Source organism: Pantoea sp. SGAir0215 (assembly GCF_043543215.1).
This window is the reverse complement of the sequence record NZ_CP028031.1, coordinates 4,224,492-4,246,730: the sequence shown is the minus strand read 5'-3', so window position 1 is coordinate 4,246,730 and position 22,239 is coordinate 4,224,492. Positions and strand designations below refer to the sequence as shown.

At 51.7% G+C, this 22,239-nt stretch carries 19 protein-coding genes; 6 read left to right on the top strand and 13 right to left on the bottom strand.

The annotated features are described in order from the left end of the window. Positions 1-401: 401 nt before the first annotated feature. Positions 402-1,676: a glycosyl hydrolase family 28-related protein gene (locus tag C1N64_RS19815; protein ID WP_394515519.1), complete on the bottom strand. Its 1,275-nt coding sequence runs from the start codon at positions 1,674-1,676 to the stop codon at positions 402-404. Positions 1,677-2,065: 389 nt separating this feature from the next. Here C1N64_RS19815 and C1N64_RS19810 point away from each other — a divergent pair, with 389 nt between their 5' ends. Further along, positions 2,066-2,236 (top strand): hypothetical protein, encoded by a 171-nt coding sequence (locus C1N64_RS19810; RefSeq protein ID WP_166649060.1) that lies wholly within the window; start codon positions 2,066-2,068, stop codon positions 2,234-2,236. Positions 2,237-2,675: 439 nt separating this feature from the next. On the opposite strand, the gene C1N64_RS19805 is transcribed toward C1N64_RS19810, so the two are convergent. Continuing rightward, positions 2,676-3,950 carry an MFS transporter gene (locus C1N64_RS19805; protein WP_325992149.1) on the bottom strand — a complete coding sequence of 425 codons (1,275 nt, stop codon included), beginning with the start codon at positions 3,948-3,950 and terminating at the stop codon, positions 2,676-2,678. Then, positions 3,947-5,368: a M20 family metallopeptidase gene (locus tag C1N64_RS19800; protein ID WP_367143653.1), complete on the bottom strand. Its 1,422-nt coding sequence runs from the start codon at positions 5,366-5,368 to the stop codon at positions 3,947-3,949. Before C1N64_RS19800 ends, C1N64_RS19805 begins: the two co-directional genes overlap by 4 nt. A 145-nt stretch (positions 5,369-5,513) precedes the next feature. On the opposite strand from C1N64_RS19800, the gene C1N64_RS19795 reads away from it, so the two are divergent. Next, a complete protein-coding gene (locus tag C1N64_RS19795) occupies positions 5,514-6,428 on the top strand; it encodes a LysR family transcriptional regulator (RefSeq protein ID WP_164482557.1) in 915 nt (304 codons plus the stop codon). On the opposite strand, the gene C1N64_RS19790 is transcribed toward C1N64_RS19795, so the two are convergent. Together C1N64_RS19790 and C1N64_RS19785 are read right to left on the bottom strand one after the other, a co-directional pair. Then, a complete protein-coding gene (locus C1N64_RS19790; RefSeq protein WP_164482556.1) occupies positions 6,375-7,265 on the bottom strand; it encodes an EamA family transporter in 891 nt (296 codons plus the stop codon). The two genes, C1N64_RS19795 and C1N64_RS19790, sit on opposite strands and share 54 nt — an antisense overlap. Beyond that, a complete protein-coding gene (locus C1N64_RS19785; protein WP_164482555.1) occupies positions 7,262-8,395 on the bottom strand; it encodes an MFS transporter in 1,134 nt (377 codons plus the stop codon). The genes C1N64_RS19790 and C1N64_RS19785 overlap by 4 nt, the downstream gene beginning before the upstream one ends. 209 nt (positions 8,396-8,604) lie before the next feature. Here C1N64_RS19785 and C1N64_RS19780 point away from each other — a divergent pair, with 209 nt between their 5' ends. Next, a complete protein-coding gene (locus C1N64_RS19780; RefSeq protein WP_164482554.1) occupies positions 8,605-9,069 on the top strand; it encodes a winged helix-turn-helix transcriptional regulator in 465 nt (154 codons plus the stop codon). Between the two features lie 288 nt (positions 9,070-9,357). Then, entirely contained in the window at positions 9,358-9,720 is a 363-nt protein-coding gene (locus C1N64_RS19775) for a hypothetical protein (RefSeq protein WP_006118252.1), read from the top strand. Positions 9,721-9,851: 131 nt separating this feature from the next. Here the strand turns inward: C1N64_RS19775 and C1N64_RS19770 are convergent, their stop codons facing one another. The 8 genes from C1N64_RS19770 to C1N64_RS19735 form a co-directional block, all read right to left on the bottom strand. Next, positions 9,852-11,060 (bottom strand): aldose 1-epimerase family protein, encoded by a 1,209-nt coding sequence (locus tag C1N64_RS19770; RefSeq protein ID WP_367143654.1) that lies wholly within the window; start codon positions 11,058-11,060, stop codon positions 9,852-9,854. Positions 11,061-11,354: 294 nt separating this feature from the next. After that, positions 11,355-12,107 (bottom strand): DUF1868 domain-containing protein, encoded by a 753-nt coding sequence (locus tag C1N64_RS19765; RefSeq protein WP_394515114.1) that lies wholly within the window; start codon positions 12,105-12,107, stop codon positions 11,355-11,357. A gap of 466 nt (positions 12,108-12,573) precedes the next feature. After that, the gene (locus C1N64_RS19760) at positions 12,574-13,860 is read right to left on the bottom strand and encodes a methyl-accepting chemotaxis protein (protein WP_006118256.1); all 1,287 of its coding nucleotides are present in this window, start codon (positions 13,858-13,860) and stop codon (positions 12,574-12,576) included. A gap of 757 nt (positions 13,861-14,617) precedes the next feature. Continuing rightward, the gene (locus C1N64_RS19755) at positions 14,618-15,904 is read right to left on the bottom strand and encodes a methyl-accepting chemotaxis protein (protein ID WP_367143656.1); all 1,287 of its coding nucleotides are present in this window, start codon (positions 15,902-15,904) and stop codon (positions 14,618-14,620) included. A 288-nt stretch (positions 15,905-16,192) separates the two neighbouring features. Beyond that, complete coding sequence (locus C1N64_RS19750) at positions 16,193-16,588, bottom strand: acyl-CoA thioesterase (RefSeq protein WP_325992143.1); 396 nt, start codon at positions 16,586-16,588, stop codon at positions 16,193-16,195. 187 nt (positions 16,589-16,775) lie between these two features. After that, a complete protein-coding gene (locus C1N64_RS19745) occupies positions 16,776-18,353 on the bottom strand; it encodes a methyl-accepting chemotaxis protein (protein WP_133745640.1) in 1,578 nt (525 codons plus the stop codon). A 441-nt stretch (positions 18,354-18,794) separates the two neighbouring features. After that, complete coding sequence (locus C1N64_RS19740; RefSeq protein ID WP_367143657.1) at positions 18,795-19,460, bottom strand: YfdX family protein; 666 nt, start codon at positions 19,458-19,460, stop codon at positions 18,795-18,797. A 111-nt stretch (positions 19,461-19,571) separates the two neighbouring features. After that, a complete protein-coding gene (locus C1N64_RS19735) occupies positions 19,572-19,814 on the bottom strand; it encodes a hypothetical protein (RefSeq protein WP_033739719.1) in 243 nt (80 codons plus the stop codon). A 443-nt stretch (positions 19,815-20,257) separates the two neighbouring features. Here C1N64_RS19735 and C1N64_RS19730 point away from each other — a divergent pair, with 443 nt between their 5' ends. Next, positions 20,258-21,196, top strand: a complete 939-nt coding sequence (locus C1N64_RS19730) for a sensor domain-containing diguanylate cyclase (protein ID WP_033739717.1) — start codon at positions 20,258-20,260, stop codon at positions 21,194-21,196. Between the two features lie 140 nt (positions 21,197-21,336). Then, complete coding sequence (locus tag C1N64_RS19725; RefSeq protein WP_006118263.1) at positions 21,337-22,167, top strand: alpha/beta fold hydrolase; 831 nt, start codon at positions 21,337-21,339, stop codon at positions 22,165-22,167. Positions 22,168-22,239 lie beyond the last annotated feature (72 nt).

The following is a 22,239-nucleotide window of genomic DNA, read 5'->3' as shown; positions in this document are numbered from 1 at the left end:
GGGGTTTTTGCGTTTGGGGGCAAGGCCGTAGTTATCGGGACGGCTAAACGTGCAAAACAGCCTCTTCGTGGCGAGGGACAAGGCGTATGTCGATTGCCAGCCTGTTACGGCATCTGCCCATAAAAAGGCTGACTGAGCGGCGATAGCACCTCGATCTTCCCTTTGTCATGCGCTTCTCCGAAAAGTATGCAGTCCGGTAGCAGAGCAGAAAGACCTCTTTTTACCGGAAGCCTGTTATCATCAGCTTAACGGGATCACGTCGCTGACGCCTGCCAGACGCAAGGACTGACATCCAGTTTACTGCTACGGCCTGCTGCCCCATTCAAATTGCGTAAATCAGGCTGTCCAGCCTGGCCCAGGCTAATAATAAACCCCGGCCGGTACCGGGGCGAAGCGAGAGGCTACACGGCTGGCATGATCGGCTGAAGATTCAGATAGGGCAACGCATAGTCAGGTAACAGGTCGATGATCGCTGGCAGGGGTATTTCTGCGATGACGCCTGCCACCACCACCCGTTTTCCACTGTCGGCAAAGCGGTTTTCCGCGCAAAGAAAAGCGTCAGGGAACAGGGTGACGCCAGGGCCAGGCGAGCCAATGAGTTGAGAATCTTCGCTGCGATTAATAAACAGATTAGAGAACACCAGATACTTTGAAACGGTGATGTGTTTCTCTGGCGTATCATAAATGTTACTCCAGTAGCTAATCATTCCATCGTTCAAATAATTATTGAATATAAAGGTATCCTGCATGATGCGCCATTGAACGGCTAAATCGTCGTAGGGACGTGCATCAAATGAGATACTTTTTAGATAGTTACCGGCAAATACGAGGCCTCGGGCATTACGAAATTTCAACTGACCGGACGCATCAGCAGGCCAGCCTGAAAAATAGTTCTCAACAACTTCAACCTGGTCGTAGGCTTTAATATAAACAGCATGATCCCGGACAATATCATTTTCACCGCTGGCTGGATTATACAAGCGGGGAGTCGTGCTACCTGAAAAGAAATTTTTACGGAAAACCCCTTTTTTCAAATTGCTGGTCGAGTACCAACCGGCAACAAAGTGTCCCTGCTCATCATCAAATGTCATTATCCCCCGTGTGCGTAATGCGATAAGCGTCAGCAGCATCGCTTTTGTGGTTGCATCAATCCACGCTTCAGCAACAGAAATGTCCGTTATTGAACCCAGAAAATTTTGCTCGATTATCAGGCCGGGCGAATTGCCATAGGTATTTATCGCCACGCCGGGATAACCCCGGCCACGCATAAAAACATTGCCCTTAATCAGGTAAGCCTTTGTTGAGCAGGTTAACTGGGCCACGTTAGTATCGCTCACCGTATTAATAAAAACATTATAGTTAACATTAATGCCGGTTTTTCTTCCGTAAAAATACAGCGTCGCATTCTCAAAGATAATATTCTCTATTGTCAGGTTAGCGACGGTATTGCCATATTGACCGTCACCAAACATGACGGCGCGTTTGTTGTTGATACCGCGAAATACCGTGCCGGTAACATCACCTTTCAGTGAGTTAAACGATTTGAGCTGGATATCCTGCGAGAAAAGGTAGACGCCTGCGGGGAAATAAATGCCTTTTTTCTGTTGCGTGCTGATATTTAATAGCGCAATGAGTTTTTCAGAGAGATCTTCGGATGTATCAGGGTAAATACCCATGTCGGGCGCAAAAATATAGTCATATAACGTATCCATATTCACCTCATTTTTAACGTAAAACCTACTTGATCTGCATGGTGTGTCTGTCCGTATTTAATGTAAATTACGCAGTGTTTCTACTGCATCTTCAGCAAGGGAGGGCCGAATAATGGCAGGTTTGCATGATTGCACGTAATAAAAAACGGGTTTCTGCCTGGGTAGGCAACATTAAGCGTAAGAACATTGAGCGAGATCAAAATGGTTAACAGAGCCGGGATGAGTTAAACAGAATACGGGATAGATTTTACAGTTAAAGCCGATCTGAAATGATTCACAGATCCCTGCCAAATCGCGCAACAGGAAAAAGGCGAACGGGTCGCTGACAAACAGCATATTCAGGCGGAGGAAAGATGGCTCACTGGCCAGGCGAAAAGTCATGGTCTGATAGTTTTGATGCTGCTAAAAAAATACTTCCGATATGGGCTGTTCTTAATAACGCTGTAATAACCTTTGCTCGTATTGGTGAACGCATCCTTATTGTTCTGCCGTTCCATCACTGGAATAAAAACGGTGCGGGTTAATTGTTAGTACGTTCCCCGTAAGTCTTGCTGCTGGGACGCAGCAGAATATGATGGTTCACAGAGCTTCTTTATCGTGACTGGGTCGTTATTTTTCATTATCGTCAGCTTGCCAGACGGCATAAAGATGATGCCTCATGTGAGTAAGTTAATCTTGTTTACAGTATTAATGCGTCTTTTCTACCGTCCCGTTTTCGGGGTGGCAGACCACACATTGAGCAATTACCGGGTGTTATGAAGACTGTTACATTCTAAAGTGGGTGGGGATGAATATTGTTGACAGCAATCGGGGGGTTCTTAGCAAGGTATAAAGAAAGGAAAAATCAGTCAGCTTTCTCAGCCCGACTGATGCTGGGGTTATTGAAGCAAATGAAGCGTTAACAGCCAAACTTCTGCCACCTTGTAAAATCCGTCAGGTGCACAACCCTGTGCACCTGTTCTCCTACTTCACGCGCTTCTGGCTGCGCAGCAGTGCCAGGCCGCTCAGCACCGACATGGCCATCAGGTAATAGCCGGGTGCCAGGCTGGTGCCGGTGGCCGTGATTAACAGCGAACAGATCAGCGGTGCAAATCCGCCAAATACGGTCACTGCGATGTTATAGCTGATCGCCATGCCGCTGGCGCGGGTGCCCATCGGAAACAGATCGGCCATGACCGACGGCACGGTTGAGAAGTAGATCGATTTCAGCAACGCCATCCAGCAGACCAGCGCGACAAGCGTGATGGGCGTGGTGTGACTGACGACCAGCTTAAAGGCGGGATAGATGGTGACGATCAGTAAAATCAGCGATCCCCACATCAACGGAACCCGGCCGATGCGTTCTGCCCACAGACCCATAACCGGCGTCACCACGGTCAGGATCACACCCGCCATTAACGTCGCGGTAAAGGCCACAGAGCCGGGCAGGTGCAGATTGCGCGTGGCATAGGTCGGTACATAGTTGAGCATGTAGTTAACCGCCGTGGAGATGACCATCAGGCCAATCGCCAGCAACATCAGCTCTTTCTGGCGGCCAAACAGGCGTTTAAGTGGGGCAACATCAGGTTGATGTGTGGCAAAGCTGGCAGGTTCATGCACATGGCGGCGGATATAAATTCCCAGTGGGCCAATCAGCAGACCAAAGGCAAAGGGAATGCGCCAGCCCCAGTCCTGAATCTCGCTTTCCGTCAGGATTTTCGTTAATCCCAGACCAAACGCGGATGCCATCAGCGTACTGGCCCCCTGAGTGGCAAACTGCCAGCTGGCGATAAAGGCTTTGCGCTCGGGAAAATGCTCCACCAGGAACGCCGTCGAGCTGCCAAATTCGCCGCCGGCAGAAAAACCCTGAACCAGCCGCGCCAGCAGGATAAGTACAGGGGCCATCAACCCAATACTGTCGTAACCCGGCATAAACGTAATCACGGCACCGCCCAGCATCATCAGATTGATGGAGAGCAGTAGCGCCTTTTTGCGACCATGGCGGTCAGCATAGTTGCCCAGCACAATCGCGCCCAGCGGCCGGATCAGGAAAGACACACCGAAACTGCCGAACGTAAGCAATATCGACACGGACGGATCGCGGGTCGGGAAAAACGCATGGGCGATATAGCTGGCAAAGAAGCCGTAAACCGCAATATCAAACCACTCCAGCGCATTACCGATGCAGGTGGCAAACAGGGTTTTGTGCAGGCTGGGTTTATTCGCTTGCAGAGATGCGGTGGTATTAAGTGTGCTCATGCGGCACCTCCGGCATGGTGACGATGCTTCGCGACCAGTTCGCGGCCTTGTTCGCCCAAATCCCACAGCAGTCGGGTCATGATCTGCAAGCCTTCGCGCGCAATCGACTTCAGCATATGCTCGTTCACGCCGTGCTGACCGCAGGCGGGATAAGAGTGCGGCACCCACAACGTGGGCAGGCCGAGAATGTCGGAGAACACCTCATTAGGCAGTGAACCGCCCAGGTTCGGCAGCAGTGCCGGCGTTTTGTCGCTGGTTTCGGCCATGCTGGTCAGCACCCAGTCGACTAACGGATCGGTGGGATCCAGCCGCGTGGCAGGCGATCCGCGCATAAACTCGACGTTCACGTTGTCAAAGCCGTGCTGTGAAAGATGTTTCCTGACGTGCTGCGCCAGATTTTCCCAGTCGGTGCCGACCACAAACCGCAGCTGACATACCGCGGTCGCCTCGCCCGGAATGGCGTTCATGGGGCGGGCAGGATTGCCGGTGAGAAAAGACAGCACCTCCAGCGTGTTCCAGCCATACAGGCGTTCTGTGGGGGTAAGTGCCGGTTCGCCCCAGTCCCTGTCAATCTCGGGATCGCCAGGCATGCCGCCGACGTGAATCTGACGGAGAATATCGCGTACCTGCTGAGTGAGTGAACTGGGTTTCAGCGCCGCCACCTGAAGCACGCCCTGAGCATTCACCAGCGAGGCAATGGCATTGGCCAGTTGCGTGCCGGGGTTACTCAACAGGCCACCCCAGTTGCCGGAGTGATAGGCGTTGTCGCGAGCCGTGATGGTAAGGCGGAAATTGACGGCACCGCGCGAGCCCAGGAACAGGGTCGGCTGCACCGCGTTCAGGCGTGGACCGTCTGAGGCGATAAACAGGTCGGCTTTGAGCAGATCGCCGTGCTGCTGGCACAGCTGTGCCAAACCTGGCGAGCTGATCTCTTCGCCCATCTCGAACAGCAGCTTGCAGTTGAAACCCAGCCTGCCGCCGCGCGCCTGAAACACCTGTTCCAGCGCGGCCAGGTTGACGCAGTGCTGACCTTTGTTATCCGCACTGCCGCGGGCATACCAGCGGTCGTCTTCTTCAACAAGCTCCCAGGGCGTTAACCCTGCGCGCCAGTTTTCGTCATCGCCAAACACCACATCGCCATGACCATAGCTCAGCAGGGTGGGTAGAGCGGGATCTTCAATGCGTACCGCCACCAGAAAGGGACGATGGGCTGCTTCGGTGTTCTCAATAAAGTGCAGAGTAAAGCCCAGCGCGCGCAGCTGCGGCCCAATCTCATTGTGTAAATAGTGATGCAACTCGCCGTCGCGATCCTGACGCTGGCTCTCGGTGCGCTGCGCCACGCGACGCGCCAGAATGCGTTGAAATTCCCCACTGTCGAACCAGGCGGTGGCCTGTTGTATGGCGTTTTGCGCTGTCATGTTTGCGTATCTTTTATGCGTATTATGTTGTCCCATCATTTCCGAAACGCTGCTTTGCCACAATTATCAATTTATCGAGTAAGATTTGCTTTTAAGGCAAAGCTAACCTGCCCGTTTTCGAGGCATGCACCAGCATGAGGCGCGCATGATCAGTAATGAAATCCGCTATTTTCTCGCCGTGGCGAATACGGGCTCGTTAAGTGCGGCGAGCGAACAGTTGTTTATTGCGGTGTCGGCTATCAGCCGTCAGATTCAGCGGCTGGAGACCCAGGTGGGCGTTCCGCTGTTTGAACGTCACGCTCGCGGGATGGTGCTGAATGAAGCCGGGGAGATTTTTGCCCACCATGTGCGCAAGAACATGCTGGATATGGACTATGCGCTGGCCGAGATCAAAGGGCTGAAAGCCGTGCGGCGCACGCTGATTCGGCTGGCCTGTACCGACGGGCTGGCCTTTACGTTGCTGCCGCGCATGATTGCCGACTTTCGCGAGACGAATCCCGGCATCCTCTTTGACATTAATGTCGCCAGCCCGCAGGGCGTGTCCGAACGAATACGCAGCGGCGAGTGCGACCTGGCGCTGCAGTTCAGTCTTCATGCCGAAACGGGCGTGGAAATTATCGGCTCCTGGCCTGCGCCGGTGTTGTTAGTGATGCATCAGAGCCACCCACTCGCCAGCGCGCCGCAGGTGACATTGCGTGATATCAGTCCCTATCCGCTGGCACTGCCCCAGCAGAATACCACCGTGCGTCAGCTGTTTGAGCTGGCGAGCCATATGAGTGGCAACCTGATTGAGCCGGTGGTGACCTGCGATAATTTCTCTACCTTATTCCAGTTTCTGCTGCGTACGCCGTTGGCCATGACCATCTGTAGTGCCTTCAGCGTGCTACAGGAAGCCGAAGCGCATGGACTGGTGATGCGATCTGTCGACATCGATCAACTGAGCCAGCGCAATCTGCAACTGCAGGTGCCTTCTGGTCGGCCCCGCAGCGCCGCGCTGGAGATGTTTTTAGCGTTTGCGCGGCAGCAACTGAACACGCTGGACGAGTCGTTGACCATATAACCCCACCGTCAGCCCGATAATAATCAACAGCAGAGCAAGCATTTTTTGCGGTGAGATGTGCTCGCCGAATATCATCATGGAACCTAAAATCCCGAAGACCGGCACCAGTAGTGAAAGCGGTGCTACTGTGGAAACAGGATACTGCTTGAGTAACGAATTCCATATCCAGTAACCGAAAAGGGTATTGGGATAGACCTGGAATAAAACAGACAGCAACGCGCGGTTGTCCATGTGGCTAAACATCTCTGTAAAGCCGTTGCTGCCGTTAACCAGCCAGTCCAGCCCAAAAAGCGGTAGTGGCGAAAACGCGCTCGACCATACCAGAAAGGCGAATACCTGTTTTGTGCCTGCCTTTTTAATAATGATGTTAGCGATGCTCCAGGCAAGCGCACCGGCCATGACCAGCAACATGCCACTCAGTGTAACCGAGCCATCCGTGACAAACACGATGCTTAGTAAACCCGCACAGGCGATAACAAAACCGGTGATTTGATAGCGACTGAGGCGCTCCCGAAATATTAGGCTGCCCAGCAATAAGGTAAAAAAAGCGCTGAACTGCAGCACAAGCGATGCTATCCCGGCAGACAAGCCTGTTTTGATTCCCAGATTGACCAGCCCCCACAGACCGATGCCAAAAATCAGGCCATAACCGATGAGGTAACACCATGGCACATCGGGCTTTTTGATGAAAAACAGGGCAGGCAGGGCACTCAGCGTGAAGCGAATGGCTGCCAGTGTGAAGGGATCGATAGTGTGCAGGCCAAGTTTAATGACGGAAAAGTTTACACCCCAGATTGCGGTAACCAGGATGGCGAGCAGAAGATGCGGATATTTCATGATTGACGGGATCCTGACCAGATAAGAAAAGCACACACGCTGACCGAGGCACCGGCAAGGCAGACGGCCTGCCATCCCCAGTAGGCGTACAGTTGCGTTGCAATGAGGGCGCCTGCTGCGCTGCCCACCGAATAAAAACACATGTAAGCACCGACCAGACGGCTTGCTGCTGCGGGTCTGGCGGCAATGATGAGACTCTGATTGGTGACATGAACGGCCTGCACCGCAAAGTCCAGCGCGATGATGCCCGCCACCAGCCAGCACAAAGAGGTTTCGACATACGCGACGGGCAGCCATGAGAACGTCAATAGCGCCAGCGCTAACCCTGTTGTGCGTTGGGCAAATCCTCTGTCAGCCCACTTGCCCGCGCGTGATGCCGCGAGCACGCCAGCAATTCCGGCTAAGCCAAACATCCCTGTCTGGGTATGTGGCAGGGAAAGTGCCGTAAGTGGCATTACCATGGTTGTCCATAGCATGCTGAAAGCCGCGAAGATCAGCAGCGCAATCATTCCACGTTTTCGCAGTTGAGGTTCCGTAATAAACAACCGAAAAACCGACTTCAGCAGGGAAAGGTAACTTGGCTTACAGGGCAGTGGCGGGGGCGATGGCATCACTTTCCAGACGAAACAGGCAATCAGCAACATCAGGCAGGCAGAGGTGAGATAAACGGCCCGCCAGCCGGCGATATCGGCAATGGCGCCTGAGATAAAACGGGATAACAGAATGCCTGTAACAATTCCGCTGGTCAGGGTGCCAATCGCCTGGCCTCGTTTCTGTGGCGTCGCCAGTCTCGCTGCCCACGCCACGATAAGCTGCACCACCACGGCCATCAGGCCAATCATCAGCACGGCGCAGAGCAGAATCGTGACACTGCGTGATAACCCCGCCACGACTAACGCCACGACGGACAATAGCAACTGCGTCATCACTATGCGTTTAGGATTCATCCAGTCCCCGAGCGGCACCAGAAACAGCAGGCCGATGGCATAGCCCGCCTGTGTGGCAGTGACAACGCTGCCGATCATAGCGGGTGAGACTTTCAGGCTTGTCGCCATCGAATGGAGTAACGGTTGCGCAGAATACACATTGGCTACCGCCAGTGCACAGGTCAATGAAAATAGTATCGTCATTCCTGAACTCAGCGCAGTGACACCGGGCGATGCAGTTTTAGTCCCGTCATCGCGGCACGTACTTGCCTTATCTACCATAAGATGCCTTTATTCTGGTTTTTTTTTAAAACTAGATTACTTATAGAAGTAACAAGAGTGGTTTTTTTTTGCAACTATTAAATGTGGGAATTAAGCTTACATCAGTGGACAGACTGACAGGGAGAACACCGATGGCAAAACAGGAATCGCTCAGAACCAGCGAATGTCCCGTTGCGCGGACGCTGGAATCGATTGGTGAGCGCTGGTGCATGATGATTATCCGCGAGGCATTTGATGATGTGCGGAGATTCAGCGAGTTTCAAAAAAATCTGGGGCTTGCCAAAAACATACTGGCCTCACGTCTGAAACATCTGGTCGATATCGGCGTGTTCGACATATTGCCAGCATCGGATGGCAGCGCCTACAGGGAATACGTCCTGACGGAAAAGGGGCGTTCCGTTTTCCCCATTGTTGTAGCGATGCGGCAATGGGGAGAGCGTTATATGTTTGACCAAGGGGAAACCTATTCTGTCCTGCTTGATAACGAACAGGGTAAGCCGGTTCAGCTTTTGGATGTGCGTTCCTCCCAGGGAAACAAACTGCAACCGGGTGACTGCCACCGCAGGCGCGTCGTTTCTGATAAAACCGCCAGGTGAATTGCTGAAATACCCGCAGGAAAATGATGTGAAGCGTCTGAAGGTTATGGCGCAGCCTTCGATGGCTGACCGCTCGCTCACCAGTGGGCTACGCCGCGCCGTGATCACCATGACATCACTCGTTAGGTAGTGTAAAGGACGTAAAAGGCTGTAAAAACGCGCGTTTTTAGCCTGTGACGCGCTTATCATTCCTGCCATACGTCACTGTCACTCAGTCGGAAGTTTGCCGATAAAACAGAAAACAGTGCACATACTGACCTGAACATTCATCTGCAAAGGAGAACCACCATGGATTCTTTCTTTCCTGAGGATGTCATTGATACCCTCAGTAAAACGTTCTGGCAGCGCGTCAGTGCGATGAAAGGGCTTATCGAACGTCACCAGAGTTTTCGTCTGCTGTGGTTCGGCGAGGCGCTGAAACGTAACCACAACTGGACTGATATCAGCGCGGAGCAGGCCGTCAACCGCGTGATTAGCGAGAGTCAGGGGCTGCCGCTGGCGGAGGTCAGAAAAATGACCATCGCCCAAAAGTGGGTTGCACTGTCAACGGTGAGAAAGACGCTCTATTCACAACCGGATGGTAAAACGTTTCAGTGGCTGGTGGAGAAGAAGCTGGACGAGCTGGATAATCCCGGCCAGTTTTCAGCGTAACGCCATATTGCGTTCAGCGGCGCAATAAAAAACCTGTCCACGCTGTTCGCGTTAATATCAACTGGCCGGGGTTGCCCCCGGCTCTGTGATGAACAGCGAAACCTTACCGCTTTTGTGGCAGTAAACCGCGCTTATTCATTCGCGATCGGCGTCGAATTTTCCTCGATTTTGGTGTCGCCCTGAATCGCCTGAATCCGCTTCTCTACCGCATTTACCTGATCGCTGTTGTGCAACAGCGTGTAGGTCAGATCAAAGGTTGCACTCGCGCCCGGTGCCAGCCGTTTCACGCGCTTCTGCTCCCGTTCAATCGTGACCGGATAGGCATAGTTGGTGCCGGGCTCAATCCCGGTGACATAGCCTTGTTTAAGCGTGTCGGTATTTTTCCACAAGGTCAGCAGCGGCAACTGCTGAGTATCAAACTGAATGGACGCGCCTTTGTTGCCCGCTTTATTAACCACGGCGGCGACCGTCTGATGATTCTTGTCGGACAGCGGTTTGATGTTAAACACCATTTCATCGAAGTCTTTGGTTGGGCCTTGATAGGTCTGCCAGTTTTTCAGCCCCGCTTTGGCATAGTCATTGAACGGGCTGATGCCCGACATCGGGGCCATAAAGCGGGCACCTTCCTCCAGAATGGGCGTACTGAAGTTGCTGTGATAGATGATCTCGTAATCGTGCGGATAATCGGAATGGTTGGTCAGCACGTCGTGCAGGCTGAACTGATTGCTGCCCGGCACATAACGCAATTCCGTCCACGTCTGCAGATCGGCTTTCTTAAACGTACTCTCTTTGATCAAACCGCGAATACGGATTTCATGCGGAGCCGCATCCGCCACCTCGACTTCAAGCTGCGAGACCGGCGTGTTTCCGGCTTTGCCATGCAGCGTGTAGATACGGCCTTTGTCGTTCACCGGATGGCCGGTCCATTCGTAGCCACAACGCACCATCATTTCGTTGAATCCTTCCAGCCAGCCCAGGCCATTGCGGCTTTCAAGATTGATGAACGCCGGGTTTACCACCTCTTTAACGGGCGAATCCCAGCCCAGGCGGGTGCCGAATCCCTCTACGCGGAGCAGGTTCATACCGCGTGTCGGAATAAGCGTAATAGTCAGGCCATCCTGACTGCGGATGACCAGAAGCTTACTGCCTTCCTGCTTGCCGCCATGCAACACTTTCTGCTCAATGCTGAACGGTTTGCCCTGAATGTTCAGCTCGCTGCTGTTTATCTGCCAGTTTCCTTTGTCGGTGCCTTGTTCAGCACTCGTCAGCACCCAGGTTTTTGCAGATACCGAACCCGAAATCATTACGGCCAGCACCGTCAGTGCGAGTTTCATCTTCATCGTTTACCTCTCTGGCTGAATCGTTTTTTCATTAGTGAGAGGAATTTACTGATTTGGGCTACGCGGAAACGTGATTTCTCTCACCTGCTGGAAAATCAGGCAGGATTAAGCGTGTTAGTGGGATGTTGCTCACATTTAAAATGCTTATTAATGCTGTTATGTCATCTTTTTATCGGCATAAACGCGAAAGCTGTAAACGTTTCAGCCACCACCGGTAAACCGTGGCTGGCGCGTAAAGTCAGGAATCAAAACAAAGGCGCGAAGCAGAGGCGTCGCGCTGCACAGTGAGGCGGATCAGGTCAGATAAAACTGTCGCTTGAAGGCAAACATATCATTCAGCAGGCAGTACTCGGGATTACCGAGCGTAATAACTGGCGCGCGCTGCGCGATCATCGTTTTCCAGTTCGCCAGTGAACGTCGCCAGGCGGCGTCTTCGTCGTCGGTCAACGGCGCAACCTGATATCCCAGCGTGATATGAAACTGGTAGCGATCGTGGTCTGGTTCGCGAATGCCGGTGACCTCGGACAGCCGATTGCGTAAACGGCGCAACCGCGTCTCTGTCTCCGCATCCGCCGTTAGCAGGCGCAGCGTTAACGGGGTTTCACGCGCAGACGGCGCCTCCGGATTGACGCGCATGCGGTAAGGCGAGGCATCCTCACCCAGTTTATATGTCCGCAGGCGTTCAGCCAGAATCCGGTCGCACTCGTCCATGGGCATGTCCAGCGGCAGCCCGGCAGGCCATAAGGGATAGCGTCTTGCCTTGTCGTTGGCTCCGCCGAAAACAGTCATGTGATAACTGGAGGGCGGCAGTGCGGTAACCTTCCTTGACCAGCTTTCGCCGGGTAATTCACGATAGACATCAAGCAGGGCATCAAAGGGTTCTGAGCCGTCACCTTGCTGCGGCAGATGGCAGATAATCGTGTTTCCTTTAAAGGGAAGAACCCGGCCATCTGCGTCAAACTTACGACCCACGTCGTTGGGGCGGTGTTCCGCACCGATGGCGAGGGAAGCGGCCAGACCGCCCAGGGTGGCAATCGTACCTTTCAACAGCCTTCTCCGTGTTGTCATCGAATAACCTCTGCATTTAGCCGGTTCCGACAAGGTCGGTAACGGGACCGTTTCCCCGCGCAACGCCACCCGTATCTGCGCGTGATGTATTCCTGAGAAGCTGTTCTCATGCCTGACCGGGCTTAACAGGCAGAGGGGCTGTGATAAGGGGACAATAACGCGCATGCGCAGAAACAAAGAACCCGACGTCATCCTGCACGGTGAGCCGCTCAGGGCGCTTCTCAACCGGGGAGCTTAGTGAAGATCTGTGACTAAAAAATGACTGAAGACGTACAACGAGCGAAAGAGGAATATCTGTTATGACTAAGCGGGCCGCAATGGCGCTTACAGCACGCTTCATAACGCCCGATGCAGCGTCGTCGTGGCTTGTTCATCTGCGCGCTTTTTTCTGCTCGTCTGAGAAAGAAAAAGCCAGCGTTACGCCGCTGGCATGACGTTTTCATGCTTATACATTGAGCCGGTGGATGACCGTCACGAATTCGTTCACCCCGCGATTGATCTCCTGGAAACTGCGCGAGAGGTTGCTGATCTTATCGTTTTCAGTCGTAAGAAAGCGTCTGATTTCATCAAGCTGCCGGGACATGTTTTCAATGAGCGCGGTATTTTCTTCCACAACTTTCGTGATTTTAAGCGTCGCCTGCGACGTCGAAGCCGCCAGTCGCCGGACTTCCTCGGCCACCACGGCAAACCCACGTCCCGCTTCGCCTGCCCGCGCGGCCTCAATCGCCGCGTTTAACGCCAGAATATTGGTTTGTCCGGCGATGGTGTTGATCGTCGAAACAATTTCTTTTATGTCCATGGAAGAATGATTGAGTCTGTCGCCAATGTCTGCTGCCGCACCCACCTGTAACGACATGGATTCCGCATTGCGGATGGTCTCACCCAGGACATCATTGGCATTAAAGGTGATTTGCGACGTCTCTTCCGACGTTGTAACGGCAATGTCAGCGATCCGTTTGGCATTCTCTACGCGGTCGGTGATATCAGACGCCAGTTTAATAACCTTATAAACATGCCCGGAGGCATCTTTGACAGGGTTATAGCTGGCCTCCAGCCAGACGCGTTTTCCAGACGCTGTCACACGTTCAAAACGCCCTGTGAAAGCACGCCCCTGCTGAATCTTTTGCCAAAAATCAGGCTGCTCCTTATAAAATTCATCAAAGCAAAATATGCGATGATGTTTACCTTGAATGGCCTCAAGCTGATAGCCCATTAATTTCAGAAAATTGTTATTGGCGTCAATGACCTCACCCTGCGGTGTAAACTCAATCATGGCCATGGAGTTATTCAAGGCGGTAATGATGGCTTCTTTATGCTTTAACGCTTCATGTTTATGCGTAATGTCGTTGGCAATTTTTATGATTTTTTTCACCGCACCGTGGCGATCTTTCACAGGGAAATAGGTGGCGCTCAAATACAGCCGGCTGTGATTTTTGCGAAACCGCTCAAAGATACCGCTGAACGAGTGACCTGAGCCGAGTGTTTGCCAAAAGTGCGTATAGTCGCTGGAGTGCACAAATTCATCATCGCAGAACAGGCGATGGTGCTGACCGGCGATCTCATTTAGCGTGTAGCCTGTCAGTTCGAGGAAAGGCGTGTTTGCCGTAATGATGCGACCGTCGGGCGTAAATTCAATCCAGCCGATGTTGGCTTTGATCGCCTGTGTATTGGTCTGGTCGTCCGCTAACCCCAGTGAAGCTTTACCAGGCATAAAACGTGTCAGGGCTAACATACTTCTCTCCATCTGATTCAGTTAAAGGGGCGTAAAGCGTCGGGCCTCGTGGCGGAGAGTTTGCTGTCTGATGGAAAGTAAAGCGTCCGGCCCGGGTCATTTAACTTATCGGCACAGGCCGGTTCATATTTAGAAATGTATTAAAAAAATTGATACTTATCACAGTGGCTGTCAGTGCACACAGATAACGAGCTACGTCTTCTGACAGACTGCCTGTAACAGTAAAAAGATGGCGAAAGCAGAAAAACAGCAGCCATGTGGCGGATTGCTTCCCGCTGCCAGACAGGACGGCAGATAAAAAAGCAGGATGAGCGGGGGCTTTTCCGGGCAGATGTCAGCGGCAACCGCTACAGCCCGGATAAGATTGTTAACCAGAGTTTGTCAAACGAGGTAAAAGAAGACATCAGGAGGGGTTATACAGTCAACATAAAGTGTTTAGGGCTGGTTGCAGTGTAGGGACGTTTTTATGACAGGAAAGCGCGAATCAGCGAGAGCGAAGCCGATGGCAATGGCGTCGCCAGGCGTTTTCATGCACACCCGAGAACGCGCCTGCGATGGCGATGAGCCGGATTTTCTGTCAGGCAGGCATGCCGCCGCTGTGATACCCGTGAGCTGCATCACCACACGGCGGCGTCGACAGGCTGGCGGCAGCAGAAAAGGCTGACGCGCCAAACAATGACGCGCCCGTGTGTGGGGCGTAACCCTGACAATAAAACCGTATGCAGTGCCGTGAATCGCATCAATGCTGCCTGTGCCCTCAGACCTTCAGTCGATGAATCACCGTCACGAATTCGTTCACGCCGCTGAAAATTTCCTGAATGTTGTCGGACAGATGCGTGATTTTGTCGTTTTCTGTGGTAAGAAAGCTGTTAATGCCGTCGAGTTGCTGGTGCATATCGCCAATCAGGCTGGCATTTTCTTCGACCACCTTGCTGATTTTCTGCGTCGCCTGTGAGGTAGAAGCAGCAAGACGTCTGACTTCTTCTGCTACCACGGCAAAACCGCGTCCTGCTTCGCCTGCCCGTGCGGCTTCAATCGCAGCATTGAGCGCCAGGATATTGGTTTGTCCGGCAATGTTATGGATGGTTGAGACAATCTCTTTGATGTCTTTGGCTGAGTAATTCAGTTTGTCGCTGATTCCCGCTGCCGCAGCGACCTGCGAAGCCATCGATTCGGCGTTACGCACCGTCTGACTGAGAACATCATTGGCATTCACGGTGATATGTGACGTTTTTTCAGACGTGGTCATGGCGATATCCGCCACGTCCTGCGCCGTGACGACACGTTCGGTAATATCCGACGCCAGCTTAATCACTTTATAAACGTGTCCTGAGGCATCTTTCACCGGGTTGTAGTTGGCCTCAAGCCAGACGCGTTTTCCTGATGCTGTTATCCGTTCGAAGCGCCCGGTGAACGCGCGCCCCTGTTGAATTCTGTGCCAGAAGTCCGGGTTTTCTTTATAGAACGCGTCAAAACAGAACAGACGGTGATGTTTGCCCTGAATAGCGGCCAGATCGTACTCCATCAGCGTAAGGAAGTTTTTATTGGCATTAATGACCTCGCCCTGTGGCGTAAATTCAATCATGGCCATGGTGTTGTTCAGCGCCGTAATAATCGCTTCTTTATGCGTGAGTTCTTCATGCCGATCGGTAATGTCGTTAGCGATTTTGATAATTTTTTTGACCGTGCCGTGTTTATCTTTCACGGGGAAATAGTTAGCGCTTAAGTAGAGCAGGCTGTTGTCTTTGCGGTAGCGTTCGAAAATGCCGCTGAAGGACTGGCCTGAGGCCAGGGTTTCCCAAAACAGGGCATATTCACGGGAGCGCACAAAATCAGGCTTACAGAACAGCCGATGGTGCTGACCGGTGATCTCACTGAGCTGGTAACCCGTTACGGCAAGGAAGGCCGGGTTAGCCGTGAGAATAATGCCCTCGGGCGTGAATTCAATCCAGCCGCTACAGGCCTGGATGGCCTGGATATTATTCTGATCATCCGAGGCGCTCCGCGCGTTTTTGCCGCGAAGTAAACGCATAAGGGAAAACATAGATCTCTCCAGATATCGCTGTAATAAGCTCGAAAGGTGATGACCGCGTAGTGGAGAGACAGCGACCCGGTTAAGGGGAAGTCGATCGGCTCGGGTCTACTTCGGTTATCGGCATTGCGCATGTCATATTTAGGTCACATTTCAGCCACGGTGAGCGCACAGTGAGATGCGTCACGTTACAGGTGGTGGGCAAGGCAGGTACATCGATACAGGAGAGGACGTCTCGATCTCAACATGATGAGAATGTCGTGATCGAGCGTCGCGGTAATCAGGCGGAAAGCCGGCGCGTTAGTTTCCGGCGTCAGGTATGGCACTACGTAAAAAAGCCGGAATAACGGGACGCCCTTTTTCCAGACAGGTGCCGGTGAAAACCGCCTCAGCATAAACAACGTTATCAACCAAAATTTGCTGGACGAAATTAACACGGTTACGCTTTTCGTTTGCCGCGAGTGCGCAGGTCACCTGCATCTCATCGCCTTTTTTCAGACTCTTTTTAAAGCGAAGCGTGTACTCAAGCAGCATATGGATACGGCCTTCGGTAAACTCCGCTTCCAGATCCACGCCAAGGTGCTCTTTCATAAACGCGTGGCGTGTCCATTCCATATAGAAGGGATAGTAAAGTCCGTCTACAACGCCCTGAAAATCGATATGCTTTTCGTCAACCTGATACGTTTTGCTAAACATAGTATGGCCACTGGTAAGTGAGGGAAGGCCCACTTTAGTCGGCATGGCTGTTTTTTTAAACGGCTTTTTTCAGGCGACAGAGGAAGGTGAGTGATTCACGCTAACAGTAAAATCGGCACGCGCCAGAATCATCCAGACACGTGCCGGGTGGGCTTTACGTCATGCCGCAGCTAAACACCGAGGCTGTTTAGCGCAGCACAGCGGCTGGCTGGTGTCGGTCAATACGGAAAATGGACACGGCATTACGTAACAGGGTCGTTTGTTCCACCATGCCCTGGGCCGCAGAGGAGACCTGCTGTACCAGCGCGGCGTTCTGCTGGGTGACCTGGTCCATTTGGCTGACGGCAATGCTGACCTGCCCGATACCGTTGCTTTGTTCATCCGACGCAATGGTGATTTCGCCCATAATGGTCGTCACGCCCTGTACGGATTTCACGATCTCCTCCATCGTGTTACCTGCCTGTTTCGCCAGGCCCGAACCTTTTGCCACGTGTTCAACCGACTGGGTGATCAAATCTTTGATTTCTTTAGCGGCGGTAGAACTGCGTAAGGCGAGCGAACGCACTTCTCCGGCAACCACCGCAAATCCGCGTCCGCCTTCACCAGCCCGTGCGGCTTCAACGGCGGCGTTCAGGGCCAGAATATTCGTCTGGAATGCAATCCCTTCAATGACAGAGATAATCTCGGCCACTTTGCCTGAGCTTTCTGAAATAGAGCGCATGGTTTCGACAACCTGTTTCACCACATCTCCCCCCTGCAGGGCCACGTGCGAAGTGGTATCCGCCTGAGAATTTGCCTGACGGGCGTTATCGGTATTTTGACGGACGGTAGCGGTCAGCTCCTCCATACTGGCGGCCGTTTGTTCCAGTGCGGCAGCCTGCTCTTCAGTGCGCTGAGCCAGGTCAATATTGCCCTGGGCGATTTCGCTCGCTGAGTTATTGATCAGTTCCGCAGAGGACTGAATGCCACTCACAATGGTGACCAACTGTTGGCGCATGGCTTCCAGCGAGGCCATCAGGCTGCCCTGGCCTTTAAGCGGCACAGCAATGTCTACCGTCAGGTTACCCTGGGCAATCATGCCAGCAATATCGGCAGCCGCTTTGGGTTCGCCGCCCAGTGCGCGAACGATACTGCGTGTAATGATGGTGCCCAGCACCAACGAGAGCAGGATGGTGGTTAACCCGGCCAGACTGAGCGTCATTTTCGTGGCAAAGGCCAGGCTGTTGACGTCGTCAGAGCGCGTAGCCAGCAGCGACGATTCTGCGTTGTTGAAATCGGCGGCGACGGCGCGGTAGCGATCCATAAAGGCTTTATCACGCCCTTCCTGAAAAAAATGCGTCAGGGCTTCGAGCGGTTGTTGTCCACCATTAACCTGACGACGCAATGCGATTAGCTGATCGTCAATGGCCTGGACGCTGTTGTGCAGGTCAAGTAATGACGTCAGTCTTTGCTGTTGACTGGCATTATCTGCCGTCATGGTGCGGAGCTGATTATATTTCTGGTCGAACGCCGTTTTGCCTGCGTTGAACGGTGCCAGGAAGGCTTCATTACCGGAGATGACAAATCCCCGCACGCCCGTTTCCATATTAACCATGTCAGTTAACATGCTGTCGCTCAGACTCATCACCTTATAACTGTGAATATTCCAGCTATTGGCCTGCCGTAGCTTGAGAAAGTTAATAATCGACAAGCTGCTGCCTATTAATGACACAAGAACAATGATGCCGAACGCGAACGCGATTTTGCGGCCTGTTGTGATTTTCATGTTGATTCCCCGTTTAGTAATTTTTTTATTTTTGTAATAACAACCCTTGCTTTTCGAGTATCGGCAACAAAGGAAGGCAGTTTATGAAAGCGAAGCCGTTTTTTAAAAAAAAGTTTAAAAACTATCCTTAAGTTTAGTAAAAAGTTAATTTCCTGAGTTATCTATAGTATTCGATAGAAAGGACGAGATTAGCGTAAGGTGTATAAATAAACTGAAAATAAAAGTGATAATGAAAAGGAGGTACTGGAGATTTGTGTTAAGTGAGCGTAGTTGCTGGGGTAGGGGGAAAAAAATGGATGATAATCAGGCCGTATCATTGTGCGCTTGATATCTGAACGGATTAAATAAGGTTGACGCTTTCATCTCACCTTATCGATGAAATGAAAGCGGCCTTATTGTTTAACATCGTCATCGTGTATTTAATGTCACGCTTATTGATAATTACGAGCCTTTATTACTCTGTGATGCACTGGCACCGGTCTGTGAGTGATGCAGGGTAGGGCTCACAGGCAGTTCAGAATAAGTTTGTGTATCGTAAATCACGCCTTCTTCTGCGGATTTCAGTAGCATGCCTGCCTGGTAGTATTTATCCTGTTTCATTAAAGCAAGGGCATTTGAAACATCATTTTCTGTTTGTTGTAGCGGCATCAGTTCCTGCGTTTCAGTGACGGCTACGCCAGCCAGCTTCAGCGCATCAAGCGCACCTTGCTTATCACCTGCTTTAATATGCTGATTGGCTTTATCGATCGCGTCATTTTTCTGTTTTGATAGCTGGTAATCTTCCGACACGGATACATCGGAGCCGATGCGAATATAATTATCTCCCGTCATCGGGGCTTTTTTGTCATAGCGAATATACTTTGTCCAGTCCACACTATTATCTTTCAAATAAGTGTCAGCCTGAGTCGCCAGCGCTTTTGCTTGTTGAGTTTGGCCATTAAATAATGCGTTGCGTGAAAGTTGAATATTATTCATGGCCTGCGCGGCCTGGGCCGAAATGACTTCATTATTTAATGTATGGCTGTCTTTAAAGGACTCAGCGGCCGCAGCGCCACCAGTAAACACTAATACGGCTACAATCATTGAGCTAATAATCATCTTTTTCATGATATTTATCCTCTGTATTTATGCATCCGAAAGGTGCTAACGTCATTGATTACATCTGTAGTGTTCATTTACCAGTACTGTCTTTTTCGAAAAAGCAATAACACTGCGTTGTCAGACAAATGCAACGTCGCTGTTTTTGCTGTTTGGGAAACAGTTATCCAGAATGGCATTCTTCACGCAAAAATAATGAGGTGAAACGGCGTTGAAAACATAATCCGCCTGCGAAATGTCCGGGCTGTTTTTTGAGAAAAACATATCGCCAACAAACAGGGCGTCGGTCAGATGTGAATCCTGGCGTGAATAATCACTTTTACACAGGTTACCGTGGTAAGAAAGCAGAAGGGGCAGAGCCATGATGTTATCTCCTTGATGTCGTCTTGACGTCTTTACTTAACACCCGGAGGATATTTAATTGTAATTATGAGTTTGCAGAAAAATGTCACTGTTACAATTGCATGGTTTTTTTATCATTTTAATTCAATGGCTTGCGAATCAGTGTTTGTTACATCTTACCGCTTCTTTAAAAAACCTGAGTTTTCTATAGAAGAAAGCGTACAGGCTGACAGTCGGGTCATAAAAGGAGCCACATCAGCCTCGCCGTCGTTGATCACTCTCTGTGCAAGATAATCATTCAGCGCGCTGTCACTGAGCGTCTGCCGTATGCTGGTTCTGATGCGGCTAAGCGTGGTTAATTCTGAACGGGTTGACTTTATCCCTGTCTCATCGTGTTTTGAACATGTTGCTTTACAGTGCGCATGGCAATGGCAAAATAGCCTTTTCCCTTTCCCGCTATCGATATGTCTGAAGATGCCCTGCGGCAGCAAATTGCGAATTTAAAAAAACACAATGCGCGATTAAGGCGTATTGCGCATGATGCCCGCGATAAATTGGGTGCTGCGCTGGACGGCACGGGCCTGTGCTTGTGGCAACTGGATATTCCCACGGGCAAGTTGGTTATTTTTAACCGCCGCTGGGGATCCATGCTGGGTTTTCAGCCTAAAGAAACGGATGCCCATTTTGATGTCTGGAAATCCTGCCTGCATCCTGAGGATGCCGCAGATGTTCTGAAGGCGTTCTATGACCATATCGAGGGCAAAGCACCCTTCTATGAAGCCTTACATCGGATGATTGGTAAAACAGGAAAAATTACGTGGGTGCTGGACCGGGGCCGCGTCAGTGAATGGGACGAGCAGGGCAGACCGATCAAAGTGACGGGCACGCACATTGATATGACCAAAGAGAAACAGTACGAAGCGCAACTGGCTTCACTGGCAATGCACGATCCCCTGACGCAATTAACCAACCGGCATGCGTTGATCAATCATTTTCGCGATATGAAGAAAAAGGCATTATGTATTGCCTTTATTGATTTAGATAATTTTAAGCATGTCAACGACACGTTAGGGCATCGCAGTGGCGACGAAGTCCTGATTCAACTTAGTCTGCGCTTTATCGCAGCCTGCCCACCAGGTGTCATTATTGGGCGACTGGGCGGCGATGAGTTTGTTTTACTGATTCCGCTCGCGTTAACCCATCCACTCACGAAGAGGCTCACGCACGCCTGTCTTAATGCTGCCCTGCAACCTTTTGAGCTGGCCAACGGTACTGCCGTCATTGGCGCATCCATTGGGGTTGTTCAGGTTGAGGAGCCAGAAAACTTTGACAGTGCGCTGGCCCGTGCTGATGAGGCGATGTACCGCATCAAAAAAAACGGTAAACGCGGTGTAGCGTTGTAAAAACGCGTTTTTTCTGCTTCTGGTTTGACCATCGGTTTCCCTCTGCCATGCTTGACAGGTAGTGCCGCGCGCCGGAACGTCGCTGAGCTTCTCAGACGATGGCCGGAAGCGTCATCACCTTCATCCATAGCGAGGCGTTTATGAGTCTGTTTAAAAGCAAAGATGGATTTAACCTCTACTACAAAGACTGGGGCAAAGGGCAGCCGGTACTGTTTAGCCATGGCTGGCCGCTGGACGCGGATATGTGGGATAGCCAGCTCAACTTCCTTGCCGAACGCGGCTATCGGGTTATTGCTTTTGACCGGCGCGGTTTTGGACGTTCCGACCAGCCATGGGAAGGATACGACTACGATACGTTTGCTGACGACATTCATAGCCTGATCACACATTTACAGCTCAAGGATGTCACGCTGGTCGGGTTCTCAATGGGCGGCGGCGACGTATCGCGTTATATTGGAAAATATGGCACGGGCAACGTTAAAGGGCTGGTTCTGTTAGGCGCAGTCACGCCCGTGTTTGGTAAGAAAGACGATCATCCCGAAGGCGTAGAGAAATCGGTTTTCGACGATATCAAACAGGGACTGCTTGACGACAGAGCGCAGTTTATTAAGGATTTTGCCGCCCCCTTTTATGGCACCAATGCTGGCCAGTCAGTATCCGAGGGCGTATTGACGCAGACGTTAAACATGGCCCTGCTGGCATCGCTCAAGGGAACGCTGGACTGTGTTACCGCTTTTTCTGAAACCGACTTTCGCGCGGATCTCGCTCGCGTTGATGTGCCCACCTTAATCATTCATGGCAGCCATGATCAGATCGTCCCGTTCGAGGCAACCGGAAAGCTGGCCCATGAACTGATTACGGGTTCAGAGCTCAAGATCTACGATCAGGGGCCTCATGGATTCGCTGTCACGCATCAGGCTCAGCTCAACAACGATTTACTCGCCTTCCTGCAAAACAGCAGGGCAGAATAGTCCGAAAAAAACGCCCGTCAGGGCGTTTTTATTTTTATTGCCGCTTCGCTTACCTGAAATGTGATGAGCGGT

Bases quoted from the DNA above. Each gene is read 5' to 3' on its own strand.
- C1N64_RS19745 (WP_133745640.1), bottom strand. From the start codon at position 18,353: ATGAAAATCACAACAGGCCGCAAAATCGCGTTCGCGTTCGGCATCATT.
- C1N64_RS19760 (WP_006118256.1), bottom strand. From the start codon at position 13,860: ATGTTAGCCCTGACACGTTTTATGCCTGGTAAAGCTTCACTGGGGTTA.
- C1N64_RS19790 (WP_164482556.1), bottom strand. From the start codon at position 7,265: ATGAAATATCCGCATCTTCTGCTCGCCATCCTGGTTACCGCAATCTGG.
- C1N64_RS19815 (WP_394515519.1), bottom strand. From the start codon at position 1,676: ATGGGTATTTACCCTGATACATCCGAAGATCTCTCTGAAAAACTCATT.
- C1N64_RS19740 (WP_367143657.1), bottom strand. From the start codon at position 19,460: ATGAAAAAGATGATTATTAGCTCAATGATTGTAGCCGTATTAGTGTTT.
- C1N64_RS19730 (WP_033739717.1), top strand. From the start codon at position 20,258: ATGTCTGAAGATGCCCTGCGGCAGCAAATTGCGAATTTAAAAAAACAC.
- C1N64_RS19750 (WP_325992143.1), bottom strand. From the start codon at position 16,588: ATGTTTAGCAAAACGTATCAGGTTGACGAAAAGCATATCGATTTTCAG.
- C1N64_RS19795 (WP_164482557.1), top strand. From the start codon at position 5,514: ATGATCAGTAATGAAATCCGCTATTTTCTCGCCGTGGCGAATACGGGC.
- C1N64_RS19785 (WP_164482555.1), bottom strand. From the start codon at position 8,395: ATGACGATACTATTTTCATTGACCTGTGCACTGGCGGTAGCCAATGTG.
- C1N64_RS19800 (WP_367143653.1), bottom strand. From the start codon at position 5,368: ATGACAGCGCAAAACGCCATACAACAGGCCACCGCCTGGTTCGACAGT.
- C1N64_RS19735 (WP_033739719.1), bottom strand. From the start codon at position 19,814: ATGGCTCTGCCCCTTCTGCTTTCTTACCACGGTAACCTGTGTAAAAGT.
- C1N64_RS19810 (WP_166649060.1), top strand. From the start codon at position 2,066: ATGGCTCACTGGCCAGGCGAAAAGTCATGGTCTGATAGTTTTGATGCT.
- C1N64_RS19775 (WP_006118252.1), top strand. From the start codon at position 9,358: ATGGATTCTTTCTTTCCTGAGGATGTCATTGATACCCTCAGTAAAACG.
- C1N64_RS19780 (WP_164482554.1), top strand. From the start codon at position 8,605: ATGGCAAAACAGGAATCGCTCAGAACCAGCGAATGTCCCGTTGCGCGG.
- C1N64_RS19770 (WP_367143654.1), bottom strand. From the start codon at position 11,060: ATGAAGATGAAACTCGCACTGACGGTGCTGGCCGTAATGATTTCGGGT.
- C1N64_RS19725 (WP_006118263.1), top strand. From the start codon at position 21,337: ATGAGTCTGTTTAAAAGCAAAGATGGATTTAACCTCTACTACAAAGAC.
- C1N64_RS19755 (WP_367143656.1), bottom strand. From the start codon at position 15,904: ATGTTTTCCCTTATGCGTTTACTTCGCGGCAAAAACGCGCGGAGCGCC.
- C1N64_RS19805 (WP_325992149.1), bottom strand. From the start codon at position 3,950: ATGAGCACACTTAATACCACCGCATCTCTGCAAGCGAATAAACCCAGC.